At 73.5% G+C, this 15354-nt stretch carries 11 protein-coding genes and 1 tRNA gene; 5 read left to right on the plus strand and 7 right to left on the minus strand.

Going from position 1 to position 15354, the window contains the following annotated elements; translation table 11 throughout:
• Window positions 1-20 precede the first annotated feature (20 nt).
• The 3 genes from ACFEMC_RS05840 to ACFEMC_RS05850 all read left to right on the plus strand — a co-directional run bounded on the left by ACFEMC_RS05840 (window position 21) and on the right by ACFEMC_RS05850 (window position 4123).
• Entirely contained in the window at window positions 21-3473 is a 3453-nt protein-coding gene (locus ACFEMC_RS05840) for an ATP-binding cassette domain-containing protein (RefSeq protein ID WP_380174455.1), read from the plus strand.
• Between the two features lie 66 nt (window positions 3474-3539).
• Window positions 3540-3887: a hypothetical protein gene (locus tag ACFEMC_RS05845; RefSeq protein ID WP_380174457.1), complete on the plus strand. Its 348-nt coding sequence runs from the start codon at window positions 3540-3542 to the stop codon at window positions 3885-3887.
• 8 nt (window positions 3888-3895) lie between these two features.
• A complete protein-coding gene (locus tag ACFEMC_RS05850) occupies window positions 3896-4123 on the plus strand; it encodes an RNA-binding S4 domain-containing protein (protein WP_380174459.1) in 228 nt (75 codons plus the stop codon).
• Window positions 4124-4165: 42 nt separating this feature from the next.
• On the opposite strand, the gene ACFEMC_RS05855 is transcribed toward ACFEMC_RS05850, so the two are convergent.
• The 5 genes from ACFEMC_RS05855 to ACFEMC_RS05875 are packed head-to-tail and all read right to left on the minus strand — an operon-like array spanning window position 4166 to window position 9055.
• Window positions 4166-4960, minus strand: a complete 795-nt coding sequence (locus ACFEMC_RS05855; RefSeq protein ID WP_380174461.1) for an aldo/keto reductase — start codon at window positions 4958-4960, stop codon at window positions 4166-4168.
• A gap of 10 nt (window positions 4961-4970) precedes the next feature.
• Complete coding sequence (locus tag ACFEMC_RS05860; RefSeq protein ID WP_380174463.1) at window positions 4971-5810, minus strand: alpha/beta fold hydrolase; 840 nt, start codon at window positions 5808-5810, stop codon at window positions 4971-4973.
• Between the two features lie 24 nt (window positions 5811-5834).
• A complete protein-coding gene (locus ACFEMC_RS05865; RefSeq protein ID WP_380174465.1) occupies window positions 5835-6722 on the minus strand; it encodes a carbohydrate ABC transporter permease in 888 nt (295 codons plus the stop codon).
• Between the two features lies 1 nt (window position 6723).
• On the minus strand, window positions 6724-7692 hold the full coding sequence (locus tag ACFEMC_RS05870) for a carbohydrate ABC transporter permease (RefSeq protein WP_380174467.1): 969 nt from the start codon (window positions 7690-7692) through the stop codon (window positions 6724-6726).
• 58 nt (window positions 7693-7750) lie between these two features.
• Entirely contained in the window at window positions 7751-9055 is a 1305-nt protein-coding gene (locus ACFEMC_RS05875) for an extracellular solute-binding protein (RefSeq protein WP_380174469.1), read from the minus strand.
• Window positions 9056-9330: 275 nt separating this feature from the next.
• Between ACFEMC_RS05875 and ACFEMC_RS05880 the strand changes: the two genes are divergently transcribed.
• Window positions 9331-11022 carry a hypothetical protein gene (locus ACFEMC_RS05880; protein ID WP_380174471.1) on the plus strand — a complete coding sequence of 564 codons (1692 nt, stop codon included), beginning with the start codon at window positions 9331-9333 and terminating at the stop codon, window positions 11020-11022.
• A gap of 2 nt (window positions 11023-11024) precedes the next feature.
• On the opposite strand, the gene ACFEMC_RS05885 is transcribed toward ACFEMC_RS05880, so the two are convergent.
• Window positions 11025-11097 (minus strand) — tRNA-Arg (locus ACFEMC_RS05885).
• Window positions 11098-11201: 104 nt separating this feature from the next.
• Between ACFEMC_RS05885 and ettA the strand changes: the two genes are divergently transcribed.
• Complete coding sequence (ettA, locus tag ACFEMC_RS05890; protein WP_380174474.1) at window positions 11202-12884, plus strand: energy-dependent translational throttle protein EttA; 1683 nt, start codon at window positions 11202-11204, stop codon at window positions 12882-12884.
• A 105-nt stretch (window positions 12885-12989) separates the two neighbouring features.
• On the opposite strand, the gene ACFEMC_RS05895 is transcribed toward ettA, so the two are convergent.
• Window positions 12990-15347 carry a putative bifunctional diguanylate cyclase/phosphodiesterase gene (locus tag ACFEMC_RS05895; protein WP_380174476.1) on the minus strand — a complete coding sequence of 786 codons (2358 nt, stop codon included), beginning with the start codon at window positions 15345-15347 and terminating at the stop codon, window positions 12990-12992.
• Between the last annotated feature and the right edge of the window lie 7 nt (window positions 15348-15354).

The raw sequence follows: 15354 nt of genomic DNA on the forward strand, positions 1-15354 counted from the left end.
GCCCCTCGAGAGGAACCCCCGTGCCCGCGCCCACCCTGTCCTGGCGCCGGCTGGCCGGCCGGCCGGCGACCCTCGCCGCGGTGCTGGGCGTGCTGGCGGCGGTCGCGGAGACGCTGAGCACCGTCGTGACGGGACGGCTCGCCGCCGGGCCGTCGGTCGGTCTGCTCGTCGTGTTCGGTGTCGTCGTCCTGACCGCGAGCGCTGGGGACACCTTCGGCCGGGTCGCCCTCGCGACGGGCGTCGGCCGCGCGGAGGGCGGGCTGCGCGCCGACCTGCTCCGCGCCGCTTTCGCGCAACCCGTTCCGGCGCTGGGCGAACAGGCCGTCGGGGAGGTCATCGACCGCGTCGACGACGACCCGCGCCAGTTGGCCCGGCTCGTCCGGGAGGCGCTGTGGGACCTCTGGCGCGGCGGCGTCCGCTGCCTGCTCGGCTGGGTCGTCGCCGGGCTGGTCTGGTGGCCCGCGTGGATCGTGTTCCCGCTCGTGGCCGTCGTCGTGTTCTTCTCCGTCCGGCGCCTGGCGGCCGTCCTGGTGGAGCGCAAGGTCGCCGAGGAGGTCGCCTGGACCGAGCACGCGGCGCAGTTCGAGGAGGCCGTGGCCGGTCGCGACGACATCCGGGCCAGCCTGGGCGCGCCGCACGTCGTCCGCCGCTACGCCGTCCTGGCCGCGGGGGTGCTGGACCGCGTCCGGGCGACCACGAAGGTCTCCGCCGTCGTGGCGCGTCGCACGATCCTGGCGCTGTCGCTGCTGTGCTCGGCGCTCGTCGTGGGCGGGGTCGCGCTCGTGGGCGACGGACGGCTCGGCGTCGCGCAACTGGTCACGGTGTTCCTGCTCTGCTCGGGGTTCGCCGGCGACCTGAACCAGATCGCCGAACGGCTGCCCGAGGTGCAGGCCGGACTCGGTGCGGTGCAGCGCATCCGGGCCCTCCTGGGGTCCCCGTCCGAACCCGTGGGCGGCCTGCCCGCGCCCACCGGGGTCGTCGGCGTCGAGTTCCGCGGCGTCGACTTCGCCCACCCCGGGGGTTTCGCGCTGCACGACGTCACCTTCACCGTCCCGGCCGGCACGACGTGTGCTCTGGTGGGGCGCAGCGGCTCGGGCAAGTCCACGCTCGCGGCCCTGCTGTCCCGCGCCCTGGAACCCGCCCCGGGGCAGGTGCACCTCGGCGGCGTCGACGTCACCGACCTCGACCTGCAGGGGTTGCGCCGGTCCGTCGGGGTCGTCACCCAGCGGACCGAACTGATCGCCGGGACGCTGGCCGAGAACATCACGCTGGGGGCCGACGTCGCGCCCGACCGCGTCCGGTCAGCCGTGGAGTCCCTGGGCCTGCGGGACTGGGTCGACGGCCTGCCCGACGGGCTGTCGACCCGCCTCGGCCCCGGCGGCAGCACCCTGTCGGCGGGGGAGGAGCAGCTCGTCGCGTTCGCCCGGCTGCTCGTGCGCGACGTGCGCGTCGTCGTCCTCGACGAGGCGACGGCGCGGATGGACCCCGTCACCGAGCACCGCGTCACCGCCGCCGCCGAGCAGCTCCTCGCCGGCCGGACGGGCCTGCTCATCGCCCACCGGCTGTCCACGACCGCCCGGGCCGACCACGTCGCCGTCCTCGACGGGGGCCGGCTCGTCCAGCACGGCCCGCGGTCCGAGCTCGCGTCGACGCCCGGCCCGTTCGCGGACCTCCTGCGCGCCGGGGGATCGGAGGAGCTCGACCCCGTGCACCACGCCGGGGAGGTCCTCTCCAGCCGACCCCGCCGCCCCCGCCCCGAGCCGGCGGCGCAGGAGCGTCCCCGGCTCGTCCGGGCCGTCGCGACCGCGATCACCCGCCACCTGCGGTGGGGTCTGCTCGGCGCCGTGCTGTTCGCCCTCTGCTCCGTCCTGGGCACGTACGGCGCCGTCGCGGGCTGGTTGTGGGGGCTCGTCGTGCAGGGTCTGCAGACCGGCGCACCGCGGGCGCAGGTGTGGTGGCCCATGGCCGGCCTCGTGACGAGCCTCGTCTCCGTGCCGTTCCTGCTCGCCGCGGCCCTGCGCGTGTACCCGTTGTGGTGGAACGTGATCACCCTCAACGCCCGGCTCGCCGTCCTGCGCGGGCAGACCCGTCAGCACCGGCTCGCCCGCGTCCCCGCAGGGGAGGTGACGGCCCGCAGCCTGGACTCGGACCGGTTCGTCCTCTACGTCGACCGCTGCGTCGACGTCGTCATCGGGGCCTTCGTCGTCACCGTCACCTCCGTCGTCGCGCGCGACGTCACCGCCGGGGCGGTCGTCGCGCTCGTCATGGCGGGCTCGGCCCTCGTCTCCGTCGCGGGCGCGCCCGTGGCGGGCCGGCGGGGACGCGATGCCGGGGACGCCCGCGCCGTCTTCGGCCGCGACCTCGGCTCCGCCGTCGACGCGGCCCGCACGGTCAAGCTCGCCGCCGCCGTGCCGGACGTCCTGCGCCACCTCGTCGAGGTCGACCGGCGGCGGGTGCGGGCCTCGGTGCGCGAGCTGCGCGTCCGCGCGCTGCTGGAAGGCGTGCCGGGGGTCCTCGTCCAGCTGGGGATCGTCGCCACCTGGGCCCTGCACCTGGCCGGCTGGTGGTCCCTGGCCGACGCCCTGCTCGTCGCCACCGCCGTCGCGGGCGCCTCCTACTACGGCACGGTGTCGGGGGCCGTCATCACCGAGGCACCCGTCGCACGGGAGTGGCTGCGGGCCGTCACGGCGCTCGCGGGCACGCAGGACGTCGTGCGCGTCCCGGCCGGGATCGACCTCGTCCGGGGCACGGCCCCGGCGCCGCCGACCCCGCCGCGCACCCCGCTGCGGCACGTCGACCTCGACCACCTCACGGCCGTCCACGACGACGGGACCGTCGGTGTGCAGGACGTCGACCTGCGCGTGGAGGCGGGGGAGCTCGTCCTGCTCACCGGCCGCGTGGGGGCGGGCAAGTCGAGCCTGCTCGCCGCGCTCGCGGGGCTCGTCGACCACGAGGGGACGGTGCGCTGGAACGGGGTCGCCGTGCAGGACCCGCAGACGTTCCTGCGGCCCGGGCAGGTCAGCTACGTCGCGCAGGTGCCGCGCGTGCTGTCCGGCAGCTTCGACGACAACGTCGCCCTCGACCACGAGCTCGCCCGGTCCCTGGCCGACGACGCCGTGGCCGACGCGCGGATGGCGCGGGACGTCGCCGCCGCCGGCGGAAGGCACGCGCTCGTCGGGCACCGCGGGGTGCGGCTGTCCGGCGGGCAGGTCCAGCGGCTCGCCCTGGCCCGGGCGCTGGCCTCCGGCGCGGACCTCCTCGTCGCCGACGACGTGTCCTCGGCCCTGGACGCGCGCACCGAGCTCGAGCTGTGGGAGGCGCTGCGGGACCGCGGGACGACCGTCGTCGGGGCCTCGTCCAAGCGCTCGGCCCTGCTCGTCGCCGACCGCGTCGTGGTGCTGGCCGACGGGCGGGTGCAGGCCGTCGGCCCGTGGACGGAGCTCGAGGCCGACTGGGGTCACCTGGCGGGCTGACCCCCGTCGCGCGGGCGGCGACGGACGGAGGACGCGCGGGGCCCGGGCGGGTGCGAGGCTGGGGCCATGTCGGACTCCGAGAACCAGAACAGGCGGCAGGGCGAGTCGATCGACGCGGTCCTGCGCGGACTCCTCAAGCAGGGCAAGCTCGACCCCACGGCCGAACGCCTCGCCGAGCAGGGCATCGACCGGCTCCGGTCGTTCCTCGGCAGCACCCCCGGCGCCGGCACGAGCACGGACGCCGCACCGGACGTGCAGGACGTCGAGGTCGTCACCGCCGGTCGCGAGATGCTGATGCACACCATCCCGCTGCCCGACGGCACCCGCGTCGAGGTGCTCGTGCCCGAGCGCCTCACCCACGCCGAGGCCGAGCGCATCGCCGCCGTGCTCAACGCGCTGGCCGTCGACGAGTGAGTCCGGTCGTGCCCGAGGTGGAACCCGAGGTCGTCGAGGTCACCGGTGTCGTGCGGCTCGGCCAGTTCCTCAAGCTCGCCGGGGCCGTCGAGACCGGCGGGCAGGCCCGCGAGGCGCTGCTGGCCGGGGACGTCACCGTCAACGAGGAGGTCGAGGAACGCCGGGGTCGTCAGCTCTCCGACGGGGACCTCGTCGAGCTGGGCGGCGGCGCCTGGACCGTGCACGTCACGGGCTGACCAGGGTCAGCGGCGGGGTCAGCGGCGGGGTCAGCGGCGGGGTCAGCGGCCCAGGGCGTCGATCGCCGCGACCTCGTCGTCGGTGAGCGCGAACCCCTCGACGTCGCGGTTGCGCGCCTGCCGCCCGCGGTCCCCGGACTTCGGGATGACGACGACGCCGTGCTGGACGTGCCAGCGCACCACGACCTGCTCGACGCTCACCCCGTGCCGGTCGGCGGCCGCCCGCAACGGTTCCGCCGTCCGGTCGGTGGCCTTGAAGGGGGAGTAGCCCTCCAGGACGACGCCCCGGTCGCGGTGCGCGGCGAGCAGGTCGGCGTCGTGCAGGGCCGGACCCCACTTCACCTGGTTCACCGCCGGGGTGACGCCGGTGGCGTCCGTCAGCTCGTCGAGCTGGGCGAGCGAGTAGTTCGAGACGCCGACGGCGCGGACGCGCCCGGCCTCGCGGGCGGCGACCATCCGCTCCCACACGTCCGGCCGCGCCTGACCCCCGGGCGGCCAGTGGATGAGCCACAGGTCGAGGACGTCCACGCGGAGCAGGCGCAGGCTGCGCTCGAGGAACTCGTCCTCGCGGCCCGCGTGCTCGTGGTGCAGCTTGGTGGTGATGCGGACGTCGGGCAGCGCCGCGTCGGCGACGGCGCGGCCCACCTCCTCCTCGTTCTCGTACATCGTCGCGGTGTCCAGCAGCCGGTAGCCGACGTCGAGGGCGTCGCGCAGGGACCGGTAGCCGGGGTCGCCACGCAGGCCGTACGTGCCGAGGCCGACGAGCGGCAGGTGGAGGGTGCCGTCGAGGGTGGCGAGGGGCACGCGCAGGGCGGTGGTCGAAGGGGAGTCGCTCACCTGCGCGACGCTACGTCCGGTCCGCACCGTCCGCAGCGGCGAGCACCGCCTCCGCGACCGCGTCGGGGCGCAGTTCCGGGATCCAGTGGCCCGTGTCGAGGTCCACCCGGCGGTAGGGCCCGCGGACGAAGTCGGCGGTCCGCTCGACGGCGGCCGCGGAGTAGAACGGGTCCCGGGAGCCGTGCAGGTACGTCGTCGGTACCCGCACCCGGCCGACCCCGGCGGCGAACGGCAGCGCCCGGTACCAGCCGAGGGCGGCGCGCAGGGCGCCCGGCGCGCTGTGCCGGCGTGCGTACCCGGCCGCCAGGTCGGCGGGCAGTCCGCTGCGCCGCAACGACGCGCCGAGCAGGCGACCCCCTCCGGCCGTCAGCAGCGCCTCGGGCAGCACCGGCACCTGGAAGGCCCCGACGTACGCCGAGCGCCACGCCTGCGAGGAGTTCGTCACCGCCGCGCGGTAGGCGGCCGGGTGGGCCTGGGACAGCACGGTGAGGGACGCCAGGCGCTCGGGGTGGGCCGCCGCGAACGCCCACGCCACGACCCCGCCCCAGTCGTGGCCGACGAGGTGGACGGGCCCGGGCAGGAGGTCGAGCAGCGCGGTGACGTCGGCGACGAGTGCGGGCAACGCGTAGTCGCGTCGGTGCGGTGGACGGGCCCGCGGCCCGTAGCCGCGCTGCTCGGGCACCAGCACCCGCAGCCCCGCCGCCGTCAGCCGCGGGACCACGGCGTCGTACGCCTCCGGCCCCTGCGGGAAGCCGTGCAGGCAGACGACAACGGCCCCGTCCTCGCGTGCCGAGGAGGGGCCGTGGTCGTCGACGCGGAAGTGCAGACCGGCGCGGGTGAAGGAGTCCACCGGGCCAGTGTCCTCGCGGCCCGCTCAGTCCTTCAGGCCGGCGTTCATGTCGGCGTTCATGACGTAGCGCTGGAACACGAGGTAGATGACGACGAGCGGGACGATCGAGATGACCGAGGCGCCCAGCAGCACCGACCAGTTGACGTTCTGCGCCCCGACGATGCTCTGGATGCCGATCTGCAGGGTGAACTTGCTCGGGTCGTTGAGGACGATGAGCGGCCAGATGTAGTCGTTCCACCGCCACTGGAACGAGAAGATCGCCAGCGTGATCATGATCGGCCGGGCGATCGGGAGCATGACGCGCACGAACGTCGTCAGCTCGTTCGAGCCGTCGATGCGCGCCGCCTCCAGCAGCTCGTTCGGCACGGTGGAGAAGAACTGCCGGAACATGAAGCAGCCCGTGGCCGTGATGATCGACGGGACGACGATGCCGGCGAGGTGGTTGTAGAGCCCCAGGTCCCGGATGACGAGGAACGAGGGGGACAGGATGACCTCGGTCGGCAGCATCGTGGTCGCGAGGATGCAGAGGAAGAACGCCTTCAGCCACCAGTTCTGGTACTTGGCCAGGGCGTACCCCGTCATGGCGCTGGCCACGACGGTGAGGACCGTCGTGCTGACGGCCACGATGAGCGTGTTGGCGAAGTACCCCGCGAAGTTGAAGCTCGTCCAGGCCTGCTCGTACCCGGCGAAGGTCCAGGTCTTCGGCAGCAGCGTCAGGGGGTAGGAGAAGAGGTCGCCCGCGGGCTTGAAGGACGACAGGACGAACCACAGCACCGGGAAGCCGTAGAGCACGGCCAGCAGCCAGAGCAGGACGGTGGCCCCGACGGTGCGGACCGGCGAGCCACCCTCCCGCTCGCGGGTGCTGCGGCGCAGGGCGGGTGCCTTGGGTCGGGGCAGCGAGGACAGGGCCATCTCACGCCTCCCGGCGTCGGTTGACGAGGACCTGGAGCAGGGCGATGACCATGAGGACGGCCATGAGGACGAACGAGGCGGCGCTGGCGTAGCCGATCTGCCCCTGCTGGAAGCCCGTGCGGAAGATGTACTGGACGATGAGGTTGTTCTCCGTGCCCGGACCCCCGCCGTTGAGGGACTGGAACAGCGCGTACTCCTTCATGGCGCCGAGGCTGCCGAGGAGGATGACGATGAAGGACGTCGGGGCGATGTTCGGCAGCGTGATGTACCGGAACCGCTGCCAGGGCGAGGCGCCGTCGATGGCGGCGGCCTCGTAGTAGGAGACCGGCACGTTCCGCAGGGCCGCCACGAACAGCAGCATGTTGAACGCCGTCCCGCCCCACGCGCCGGCGATGGCGACGATGACCAGCGACAGGTCCGCGTTGGACTGCCACGGGACGGCGGAGCCGCCGAGGGAGGTGACGAGGTAGTTCACCAGCCCGAAGTTCTCCCCGAAGATCCACCGCCAGATGACGCCGGCGACGATGGGGGAGATGAGCCACGGGACGAAGAACAGGATCCGGGCGACGGTCTTGCCCTTGGCGTGCGGGCTCGTCAGCAGGACCGCCATCGTCAGCGACAGCACGTAGTTCAGCGGCACCGCCATGACCGTGAACAGGACGGTGCGGCCGAACGCGGAGTAGAACGCGGCGTCGCCGAAGAGCTTCTCGTAGTTGGCCAGGCCCACCCAGGGGGCCGACCCGACCCCGGTGTAGCTCGTGAACGAGTAGTACAGCCCCGTGACCGCGGGCCAGACGAAGAACGTGAAGAACAGCACCACGTTGACGCCGACGAACAGCAGGGGCGCGAGGCGGTACCGCGCCGCCCGCCGGCGGGCGGCGCGGCCGGTGGAGGGCCGGGGGGTCCGCACGAGGGCGGCGGGGTCGGTCCCGACCGCGGCGGGGACCGGACCCGGTGCGCTGGGGGTCATGGAACCTCCTGGAGGGTGGTCCCGGACCCGGGGGGACCCCGGGTCCGGTCGGGTGACGTCAGGCGATCTGCTCGTTGAGCAGCTTGACGATGTTGTCCACCGTCTGCTGCACGCTCTGCTGACCGTTGATGGCCTTGCCCATCTCGTCCTTCGTGGGGTCGGTCGTGATGGCCTTGCCCATCAGGGTGAGCTTCTCACCCGCGTCGCTGCCGGAGGTGGAGATCGGGTCGGCGAGCTCGATCTCCTTCTGGTAGAGCGCGTAGCCGTCGAGAGCGGCCTGGTTGGTGCCCGGGTACGTGATGTCCAGGCCGTTCTCCACCGGCAGCCAGCCGTTGGTGGCCGCGACCTTGGCGTAGTTCGTCGGGTCGAAGAGGAACTCGACGAACTTCATCGCCGCGTCCTTGGTGTCGCCGTTGTCGAAGGCGACGATCTTGCCGCCGCTGTTGATGTCCGTCGCCTGGGTCGGCTGGGCCGGGGTCGGGACGGCGGCCCACTCGAACTGGGTGATGCTCTCGGCGAAGTCGGCGACCTGCCAGACGCCGGAGAAGTACGCGACGACCTGACCGCTCTTGAACAGCGCGTTCGGGTCCGCGCCGGAGGTCCACACCGACTTGGGCATGACGACGTCGTCGTTGATGTCCACGAACTTCTGCAGCGCCTCGACCGTGCCGTCGCCGGCGGAGTACTCGGTGCCCTTGGAGTTGAGCTGGAAGCCCTTGGCGCCGTGCTCGTAGACGAAGGCGCGGATGCGGGCGGGTGAGGCGTCGTAGACGAGGTCGTACTTCGCGCCCGTCGCGGTGCGGACCTGCGTGGCGGCCGCGAGGAACGCGTCCCACGTCCAGGTGCTCGCGGGGTCAGTCGGGTAGGCGACGCCCGCCTTCTGGAACAGCGAGGTGTTGATGAAGAGGCCGGCGGCGGTGATGTCGGACGGGATCGTGAGGATCTTGCCGTCGTCGGTCTTCTGGTACAGCTTCGAGTCGATCTTGTTCGTCGAGCTGGTCGCCACGGCCGTCAGGTCCTGCAGCTTGTTGGTCCAGATCGGGTCCAGCGACGGCGCGCTGGCCACGTCCGGCAGCGAGTCGGCCTGCGCGGCCTGGCGCAGCTTGGTCTGGTACCCGTCGTAGGGGACGTTGACGATCTCGACGGTGATGCCCTGCTTGGTCTTGAACTCGTCCGCGAGGTCGTAGTAGCCCTTCGCCTGCGCGTCGCTGGCCGAGAGCCAGAAGCTGATCTTCTTCGCGTCGCCGCCACCGCTGCCCGACGCGGAGTCCCCTCCGCCGCAGGCGGTCAGGGCGCCACCCGCGGCAGCGGCCGCGAGGGAGCCGAGGAGGACGGACCGTCGGCTGGTGCTGTTCTGGCTCATGGTTGGACTTCCTCGTCTCCCGGTCCCCAGCCGCCTCCTGCGGACCCGTTCCGGACCGGTCGTCCAGAGCGCGTCGAGGTGGCGGCACCGCCGTTCCTGCGGTGTCCAGGACGGTAAGTGGAAAGGGCTTACCGGGTCAAGGCTCGACGGTGTTCGCGGTTCGGATGACTTCACGTCAGGTCATGTGCACGCTAACGTCACGGTTCCTGACGCTGGGTCGCGGCTCCCGCAGCCGCTCGCGCCCGCTCACCCCACACCGTCCCCGGAGGACACCCGTGCCCGAGCACCTCGAGGACACCGCCTTCACGACCGCGCTGGCGGCCGACCTCGACCGGCGCGTCGACGCTCTCCTGGGCGGCGACGCGCTGGCGCTCAGCCCCCTGGCCCACCGCGAGACGACGGCACGGCTGAAGGGGCTGGTGACCGCCTTCTCCCACCCGGCCTCGGCCCACCACCGCGACGTGCGGCTGCTGCCGGTCGCGGCCCGGCTCGTCGAGCTGCTGAGCGCGGCGCAGACGCCGAGCGGACTCTTCGACAGCACGAACCTCGCCTCCCCGCCGGACACGGCCTTCACCGTCAACGACCTGTGCCTGACGGCGGAGCTCGCCGGGCGCGAGTCCGCGCTGGCCGCCGTCTCCGCCGGACTGCGAGCCGTCGCGGAGCGGACGCTGCCGCCGCTGCTGGCCGGCGGGGTCCACACGCCCAACCACCGCTGGGAGCTGTCGAGCGCCCTGGCCCGGCTCGGCGCCCTCCTCGGGACCCCCGACGTCGTGCGCGGGCGGGTCGAGGAGTGGCTCGCCGAGGGCGTCGACCTGCAGGCCGACGGCATGTACTCCGAGCGCAGCCCCCTGTACGCGGGAGCCGTCAGCAGCCCGTCGCTGCTCGTCCTCGCCGACCTGCTCGACCGGCCCGACCTGCTGGACCCGGTGCGCCGCAACCTCGAGGCGTTCCTGCCGCTGCTCGACGAGGACGGCGTGCTGGAGTCGGTGCACTCGCGCCGGCAGGACCAGCACACCGCCGGGCACCCCGGCGCGGACCTGCTGCTGCCGTACCGGCGCTTCGCCCTCGCCGAGGACCGCGCCGACTTCGCCGACGCCGCCCGGTCGCTGCAGTCCCACGGCGTCGACGGCCGCGCGGTGCTGCCCGAACTGCTCGCCCACCCGTGGCTGGCCGGGGTGCTCCCCGCGGGGACGGGACGTCCGTGGTCGGGGGAGGCCGTGCTGCCCGCGTCCGGCCTGGCCGTCCACGCCGCGGGCCGCACCCGGACCGTCGTCTTCGGCGGCAGCGACCAGCCCTCCGTCGGGACGATCCGCTCCGGCACGGCGAACACCGCGACGTTCCTGCGGTTCCGCCACGGCGCGGCCGTGCTGGAGTCGCTGCGCCTGTCGACCGCGTTCTTCGGGCTCGGCCCCTTCCGCAGCGCGACGCTGGAGCAGGAGCCCGGCGGCGCCTTCGTCCTGCGTCAGGAGCTGCGCGCCGGGTACTACCAGCCGCTCGCCGCTGCCGACCGCGACCCTGCCGGGGACTACCCGCTGGGCGACGAGGGCCGCTTCCACGCCGCGATGGCCTTCGACCGCCGCGCCGTCGACGCCGTCGAGCTCACCACGACCGTGCGGGTGCAGCTGCTCGACGACGGCGCCGACGTCACCGTCGCCTTCGCCGGGGCCGCGACGTCGTACGCGCTCGAGCTGTCCTTCCGCCCCGGGGGCGACCTGAGCGGGGTCGAGCCGCTGGCCGACGGTGGCTGGGTCCTCACCGGACCGGAGCTGGCCCACCGGGTCGGTGACGACGAGGTGGTGCTCACCCGCGAGGGCGGGGGTGGCGCGGCCGGTGAGCACCAGCCCGCGCGCTACGACGGCGGGGAGCAGTACGACTACCTGCAGGGCAGCCACGCGGCGGGCGGGGAGCGCGTCTACCTCACGGGGCGGACGCCGGGCGTGCTGACGCTGCGGCTGCGGGGCCGCTGAGGCGCGCTCGGAGGGATTCGAACCCCCAACCAACCGGGTAGAAGCCGGTCGCTCTGTCCGTTGAGCTACGAGCGCAGGGCGCCGGCGGACCGGCGGGTGGAGCAGGTCGCCACCACAGCCGTCAGGGTAGCGACCCCGCGGGTGGTGGGCCCGCGGGCCGCTGCGACTAGCCTGGGGCCGTGGCGGAATTCATCTACCAGATGCAGAAGGCGCGCAAGGCGCACGGGGACAAGGTCATCCTCGACGACGTCTCGATCTCCTTCTACCCGGGGGCCAAGATCGGGGTCGTCGGACCCAACGGCGCCGGGAAGTCGAGCGTCCTGAAGATCATGGCGGGACTGGACCAGCCGTCCAACGGCGAGGCCCGCCTCTCGCCCGGCTACAGCGTCGGCATGCTCATGCAGGAGCCGAAGCTCGACGAGTCCAAGACGGTCCTGCAGAACGTCCAGGACGGCCTGGGCGAGCTGAAGCAGAAGATGGACCGCTACAACGAGATCACGGGCCTGTTCGAGGACCCGGACGCCGACTTCGACGCCCTCATGGCCGAGATGGGCACGCTGCAGGAGGAGCTGGACCACGCCAACGCGTGGGACATGGACTCCCAGCTCGAGCAGGCCATGGACGCGCTGCGCTGCCCGCCCGGGGACGCCGACGTGTCGGTGCTGTCCGGTGGCGAGAAGCGCCGCGTCGCGCTGTGCAAGCTGCTGCTCGAGGCGCCGGACCTGCTGCTGCTCGACGAGCCCACCAACCACCTGGACGCCGAGTCCGTGACGTGGCTGGAGCAGCACCTCGCCAAGTACCCCGGTGCCGTCCTGGCCGTCACCCACGACCGGTACTTCCTCGACAACGTCGCGCAGTGGATCCTCGAGCTCGACCGCGGCCGCGCCTACCCCTACGAGGGCAACTACTCCACGTACCTGGAGAAGAAGGCCGCCCGCATGGACGTCCAGGGCAAGAAGGACGCCAAGCTGGCCAAGCGCCTCAAGGACGAGCTGGAGTGGGTCCGCTCGAACGCCAAGGGCCGTCAGACCAAGTCCAAGGCGCGCCTGGCCCGCTACGAGGAGATGGCCGCCGAGGCCGAGCGCACGCGCAAGCTCGACTTCGAGGAGATCCAGATCCCGGCCGGTCCGCGCCTGGGCTCCGTCGTCATCGAGGCCAAGGGCCTGAAGAAGTCCTTCGGCGACCGCACGCTCATCGACGGTCTGTCGTTCTCGCTGCCGCGCAACGGCATCGTCGGCGTGATCGGCCCGAACGGCGTCGGCAAGACGACCCTGTTCAAGACCATCGTCGGGCTCGAGGAGCTCGACGGCGGCGACCTGAAGATCGGCGAGACGGTCAAGCTGTCCTACGTCGACCAGTCCCGCGGCGGGCTGGACCCGTCCAAGAACCTGTGGGAGACCGTCTCCGACGGCCTGGACTACATCCAGGTCGGCAACCAGGAGATGCCCTCGCGCGCCTACGTCTCGGCGTTCGGGTTCAAGGGCCCGGACCAGCAGAAGCCGACCGGCGTGCTGTCCGGTGGGGAGCGCAACCGCCTCAACCTGGCGCTGACGCTCAAGGAGGGCGGCAACGTCCTGCTGCTCGACGAGCCGACGAACGACCTCGACGTCGAGACCCTCGGGTCGCTGGAGAACGCCCTGCTGGAGTTCCCCGGCTGCGCCGTGGTCGTCAGCCACGACCGGTGGTTCCTCGACCGCGTCGCGACGCACATCCTCGCCTACGAGGGCACCGAGGAGAACCCGGCGAACTGGTACTGGTTCGAGGGCAACTTCGCGGGCTACGAGGAGAACAAGGTCGCGCGCCTGGGCCCCGACGCGGCCCGTCCGCACCGCGTGACGTACCGCAAGCTCACCCGCGACTGAGCGTCACCGCTGCGGCCCCCTCCTTGGAGGTCGTTGACGCGAAGCGCCGGTAGGTTGGGCGCTTCGCGTCAACGACCCAGCCGGGTGGGGCGCTGGTGGTGACGGTCAGTCGGCGGTCGTGCGCCGGCGGACCGGGCGCGGGGCCAGCGGGGTGCGGGTGGCGAGCCACTCGTCGAACGCGGCCCGCGGCAGCGGGGTCGCGTAGAGGAACCCCTGGGCGTGGTGGGCGCCGGCGGCAGCGAGCAGCTGCGCCTGCGCCACCTCCTCCACGCCCTCGGCCACGACCTCGACGCCGAGGCGCCCGGCCATCTGCACGACGGCCTCGATGATGGCCAGGTCGGCGGGGTTGCCCGTCGCGCCGGCCACGAACGACCGGTCGACCTTCACGAGGGAGACCGGCAGCCGCCGCAGCGCGGTGAGGCTGGCGTAGCCCGTCCCGAAGTCGTCCACGGCGATCTGCACGCCCGTCGCGGCGAGGTCGTGCACGCGGCGCAACGCGTCGGGGGCCTCGAGGACCATGCTCTCGGTGATCTCCAGGACGAGCTGCTCGGGCGGCAACCCGCTGCGCCGCAAGCAGGATGCCACGACGGTGAGCAGGCGGTCGTCGGCGAGCTGGGCCACCGACACGTTGACGTGGACGGTGAGGGGCCGGCCCGCGGCGGTCCAGGCGGCCGCGTCGCGGCAGGACTGGTCGAGCACGTGCGCGCCGATCTCGTGGATCGCCCCGGACCGCTCGGCCCGGGTGATGAACTCCTGCGGGCCCACCAGCCCGCGCTCGGGGTGGTTCCACCGCACGAGCGCCTCCATGCCGCTGCACGAGACGTCGTCGGCGTCCTCGGCCAGGTCCACGACGGGCTGGTAGTGGACCTCGATCTGGCCCCGCGCCGTGGCGCCGGCGAGTTCGCGCAGCAGCACGGCCTCGGCCTCAGCGGCCGCGGACCGGCGCCCGAAGACGGCGACCCCGCCCCCGCCGGTCTTGGCCGAGTACATGGCGACGTCGGCGCGCTGGACGACCTCGTCGACACCCCCGGTGGCACCGGCGCAGTGGGCGACGCCGACGCTGCAGCCGACCTGCACCTCCTCGGCGGCCATCTCGGCGACCCCGGTGACGACGGCGACGGGCGCCGTCACCGCGTCGACGACGGCCCGGGCCAGCGACTCGGCGACGTCCGTCGTCGTCGCCGGCAGCAGCACGGCGAACTCGTCGCCGCCGAGGCGGGCGCACAGCCCGGCGGTCCCGACCGTCTCGCGCAGCCGGTCCGCGGTCGCCGTCAGCACGTCGTCGCCGGCGCCGTGCCCGAAGCCGTCGTTGACGTACTTGAAGTCGTCGAGGTCGACGAAGAGCACGAAGGGTCCCCCCTCGCCGCCCGCACGTCCGTCCTGCAGCAGGGCCAGGTCGACGGCGTCGCGGAAGGCGCCCCGGTTGGCGAGCCCGGTGAGGCTGTCGGTGTCCGCCCGCTGGACGAGCGCGGCGTGCGCGGCGCACCGGTTGAGCGCGAGGGCGATGTGGTTGCTGAGCAGGGAGGCCGCGTCGAGGCCCTCGGCGGCCAGTCCGTCCCCGCCGGCCACGAGCCAGGTGTGCCCCACGGGGACGGGGGAAGCGATCCAGGTCCACCGCCCGGGTGTCGTGGTCAGCCCGGCCCCGGCGTCGAGGGCGGCGTCGGTCAGCAGGGGCGACGGCTCCGCATCCCCGACGGGTCCGCAGACCAGGGGAGCGGCCCAGTCGCCGGCCCGCAGGTCGGCGTCGGCGACCCCGTCGCGCACCCGGATGAGGGCCAGGCGCAGACCCGGGGTCGCCGCGGCGATCTCCTGCGCCGCGACCATCCCGGCGCGCACGACCTCGGTCCGGTCGACGATGCCGACGACGGCGTCGCCGAGCGTGCTGAGGGCGTTCTCCCGCAGCTGGTCGCGGACGATGCGGCTGCTGGCGGTGTGGACCCGGCGGGCCACGGCCAGGCCGAGGAACACGACGGGGAACGCCCCCAGGACGCCCCACACCTCCGAGACGTCGGTGTTCGCCGGCTGCACCCACCACGCGGCCACCCCCAGGGCCACGGCGGCGACGTGGGCGGTGCAGCGCACCAGCGCGGCCCGGCCCGAGCCGTACTGGGACCGGAACCACACCGCCCAGAAGAGGAAGCCGAGGACGGTGGACGGTTCGGAGACCGCGGCGACGAAGGCCGCGAGCGCGACGGCGTCGACCGCGTCGAGGAGGTCCAGGCGGGGCCGCGGCGCGGCGCGCAGGTACCCGTGCGTCCAGGAGGCGAGGAGGACGGCGCCGGCCGCGAGCACGACGAGGTGGCCGGCGCCCGTGTCGACCTCGGCCAGGGCCGCGGTGAGCAGCGTGCTGCCGACCGCGACGAGGAGGAACAACCGCCGCGCGCGGTCCACGACGTCCCCGCGCAGGTACCAGTCCCGCACCGCGGCCGCGACGACCCGGCCGTGGTCTCGACGCAGCGCCATCCCCGGT

This window comes from Kineococcus sp. DHX-1, assembly GCF_042473625.1.
Lineage (GTDB): Bacteria > Actinomycetota > Actinomycetes > Actinomycetales > Kineococcaceae > Kineococcus.

Coding starts and splice junctions, on each gene's coding strand:
- ACFEMC_RS05870 (WP_380174467.1), bottom strand. CDS start 7,692: ATGACCCCCAGCGCACCGGGTCCGGTCCCCGCCGCGGTCGGGACCGAC.
- ACFEMC_RS05845 (WP_380174457.1), top strand. CDS start 3,540: ATGTCGGACTCCGAGAACCAGAACAGGCGGCAGGGCGAGTCGATCGAC.
- ACFEMC_RS05875 (WP_380174469.1), bottom strand. CDS start 9,055: ATGAGCCAGAACAGCACCAGCCGACGGTCCGTCCTCCTCGGCTCCCTC.
- ACFEMC_RS05895 (WP_380174476.1), bottom strand. CDS start 15,347: ATGGCGCTGCGTCGAGACCACGGCCGGGTCGTCGCGGCCGCGGTGCGG.
- ACFEMC_RS05865 (WP_380174465.1), bottom strand. CDS start 6,722: ATGGCCCTGTCCTCGCTGCCCCGACCCAAGGCACCCGCCCTGCGCCGC.